This window comes from Streptomyces sp. NPDC056347 (assembly GCF_042262625.1).
Taxonomy (GTDB): Bacteria; Actinomycetota; Actinomycetes; order Streptomycetales; family Streptomycetaceae; genus Streptomyces.
The window spans coordinates 1-3,642 of sequence record NZ_JBHJQP010000309.1; the positions used below are offsets into that span (position 1 = coordinate 1).

General features: G+C 71.3%; 2 protein-coding genes. Both read left to right on the forward strand.

Annotated elements, in window-relative coordinates; genetic code table 11:
• Nucleotides 1-315 precede the first annotated feature (315 nt).
• Nucleotides 316-1,233, forward strand: coding sequence for a homoserine kinase (gene thrB / locus ACFCV8_RS35705; protein WP_376689719.1), 918 nt, complete (start codon nucleotides 316-318; stop codon nucleotides 1,231-1,233).
• 382 nt (nucleotides 1,234-1,615) lie between these two features.
• Complete coding sequence (gene rho, locus ACFCV8_RS35710) at nucleotides 1,616-3,595, forward strand: transcription termination factor Rho (protein WP_376689720.1); 1,980 nt, start codon at nucleotides 1,616-1,618, stop codon at nucleotides 3,593-3,595.
• The last annotated feature ends 47 nt before the right edge of the window (nucleotides 3,596-3,642 follow it).

Consider the following 3,642-nt stretch of genomic DNA (forward strand, 5'->3'; position numbering starts at 1 on the left):
TGCCGGACCCGGGTGGTCCGGCACGCGCACGGGCTTCGGCCCGCACGCAAGAACCCAGCTCAATCAGACCTTTTCGGGACGAGAGCGCACCTGCGGCGTGCGACACGCATCGTGCGCCTCCTGTGCGCCCTATGTCGCCACAGAACCTTCCTTCGATAAGCTGTCCTCAACCCGCCCCGCCGCGTCTGCCGCGGTGCTTGGGCCGTCGTGGCCGTCGGGTTCCCCGGAATTCCACTCCCCGTCACCACGACTTCCCGCCACACGGAGAAAACGCTTCACCGCCCCCGCCGCCACCCAAGGAGAGTCGTTCAACCGATGGCCGGTCCCGCCTTCCGAGCCGCCGCCGTCCGGGTGCGCGTTCCCGCGACCAGCGCCAACCTGGGCCCGGGTTTCGACGCCTTCGGCCTCTCGCTGGGGCTGTACGACGACGTCGTCGTCCGCGTAGCCGACTCCGGACTGCACATCGACATCGCGGGCGAGGGTGCCGAAACGCTGCCCCGCGACGAGAAACACCTCCTCGTGCGTTCCCTGCGCACCGCCTTCGACCTGCTGGGCGGCCAGCCCCGCGGCCTGGAGATCGTCTGCGCCAACCGCATCCCGCACGGCCGCGGCCTCGGCTCCTCCTCCGCCGCCATCTGCGCGGGCATCGTGGCCGCCCGCGCCGTGACCACCGGCGGCGAGGCCCGGCTCGACGACGCGGCGCTGCTGGAACTGGCCACCGAGATCGAGGGCCACCCCGACAACGTCGCGGCCTGTCTGCTGGGCGGCTTCACACTGGCGTGGATGGACGGCGGTGTGGCGCGGGCCCACAGGATGGACCCCGTACGATCCATCGTTCCGGTGGTTTTCGTCCCCGGCAAGCCGGTGCTGACCGAGACCGCCCGGGGCCTGCTCCCCCGTACTGTCCCGCATGTCGACGCCGCCTTCAACGCGGGCCGCGCCGCCCTGCTCGTCGAGGCCCTGACCAGGAACCCCGAGCTGCTCCTCACCGCCACCGAGGACCGGCTGCACCAGGAATACCGCGCCCCGGCGATGCCCGAGAGCGTGGAGCTCGTCAACCGACTGCGCGCGGACGGCGTCCCCGCGGTCATCTCCGGTGCCGGGCCGACCGTGCTCGCACTGACCGAGGACGGTGCGGCCGACAAGGCCGCACGGCTGGCGGGCGAGGGCTGGGCGGCCAATCGCCTCGACCTCGACGCCCAGGGCGCGAGTGTGCTGCCGCTCGCTCCGTAGCGGAGAAGATTGCCGGTGAGTGAGAGGGGGAATGTTTGTTGGAGCCGGTAGTGTTAACCTCAAGTCTGCAACCGACGTCTAAGTGGCGCGTTGCTTCGTGTCCCCTTCAGGGACCACCAATTCTTCCGGGAGCCTCCCCAACTGCCTGAGCAGCCTGCCTGAGCAGTTTCGTGCACGCTCCGGAACCGGCACGACACCCCTCGCTCGTCCAGGAGTGGGCCGAGCAGGGGGATGCTCGCGCCGGGCCCATGCACACTTTCATCTCTCCGCCGTACCCCGGCGGACCACCGCCCCGGCACGGTCAGCAAAGAAGACCGCAGTCGGACAGCACAACCGGTCGCCGAGCCAGAAGGCCGACGTCCGCTCCAGGGAAGGACCCTTCGTGAGCGACACCACCGATCTGATGGGCGTGACTGCCGACAAGAACGTCGACAGCGCCGCGCCCGCCGAAGGTGCTGCCACTGGCACCACCGCACGGCGCCGCCGCTCCGGCACCGGCCTTGAGGGCATGGTCCTGGCCGAGCTGCAGCAGGTCGCGTCCGGCCTCGGTATCAAGGGCACCGCGCGGATGCGCAAGGGCCAGCTGATCGAGGTCATCAAGGAGGCGCAGGCGGGCAACGCCGCGCCCAAGGCCGCCGCGCCCGCCGCGACGACCGAGACCAAGCCGAAGCGCCGCGCCACCTCCAAGGCGCGCACCGGGGACGAGTCCGCCGCCGAGCCCGCCGAGAAGGCCGCGGGCCAGCAGCAGATCGACATCCCCGGCCAGCCGGCCAGCGAGGACCAGCCCGTGGTCGAGCGCCGTCGCCGCCGGGCGACCGCGCAGGCGGGCAGCCCCACCGAGACCAAGGCGGAGAGCAAGCCCGCCGAGGCCAAGGCGGAGGCTCCGGCCGAGCCCAGGGGCGAGGAGCGCGCCGAGGCCGCTGCCGACACGGCCGAGGGCCGCCGCGGCGACCGCCAGGACCGCCAGCGCGGCGACCGCGGCGACCGCGGTGAGCGCGGCGACCGCCGTGAGCGTCAGCGCGACCGCCGGGGCAAGGGCGACGAGCAGGGCCAGCAGGGCGGCCAGCGCCAGCAGCGCCAGGGCCAGCAGGCCGGCCCGCAGGACGACGGCTACGACGACGAGGCCGGCGGCCGCCGCGGCCGTCGCGGCCGCTACCGCGACCGCCGTGGCCGTCGCGGCCGCGAGGACTTCGCGGGCGAGGTCCCGGTCTCCGAGGACGACGTCCTGATCCCCGTCGCGGGCATCCTGGACATCCTCGACAACTACGCGTTCATCCGGACCTCCGGCTACCTGCCCGGCCCGAACGACGTGTACGTCTCGCTCGCCCAGGTCCGCAAGAACGGCCTGCGCAAGGGTGACCACGTCACCGGTGCGGTGCGCCAGCCCAAGGACGGCGAGCGCCGGGAGAAGTTCAACGCCCTGGTCCGCCTCGACTCGGTGAACGGCATGGCGCCCGAAACCGGCCGCGGCCGCCCGGAGTTCCAGAAGCTGACCCCGCTCTACCCGCAGGACCGGCTCCGTCTGGAGACCGACTCCAACGTCCTGACGACGCGGATCATCGACCTGGTCGCCCCCATCGGCAAGGGCCAGCGCGGTCTGATCGTGGCCCCGCCGAAGACCGGCAAGACCATGATCCTCCAGGCCATCGCCAACGCGATCACGGTCAACAGCCCCGAGTGCCACCTGATGGTCGTCCTGGTCGACGAGCGTCCGGAAGAGGTCACCGACATGCAGCGGTCGGTGAAGGGCGAGGTCATCTCCTCGACCTTCGACCGTCCCGCCGAGGACCACACCACCGTCGCCGAGCTGGCCATCGAGCGCGCCAAGCGCCTCGTGGAGCTGGGCCACGACGTGGTCGTCCTGCTGGACTCCATCACCCGCCTCGGCCGTGCGTACAACCTCGCGGCCCCGGCCTCCGGACGCATCCTGTCCGGTGGTGTCGACTCGACCGCGCTGTACCCGCCGAAGCGCTTCTTCGGTGCCGCGCGCAACATCGAGGACGGCGGTTCGCTGACCATCCTGGCCACCGCGCTCGTCGAGACCGGCTCGCGCATGGACGAGGTGATCTTCGAGGAGTTCAAGGGCACCGGCAACATGGAGCTCAAGCTCGACCGGAAGCTCTCGGACAAGCGCATCTTCCCGGCGGTGGACGTCGACGCGTCCAGCACCCGCAAGGAGGAAATCCTCCTGGGCAGCGAGGAGTTGGCGATCGTCTGGAAGCTGCGCCGGGTGCTGCACGCGCTCGACCAGCAGCAGGCGATCGAGCTCCTCCTGGACCGGATGAAGAAGACCCAGTCCAACGCGGAGTTCCTGCTCCAGATCCAGAAGACGACCCCGGCCCCGGGCAACGGCAACGACTGACGTCGCACCGGACCGGCCGCATCACAGGGCCGCCCCCGTCACTTCGG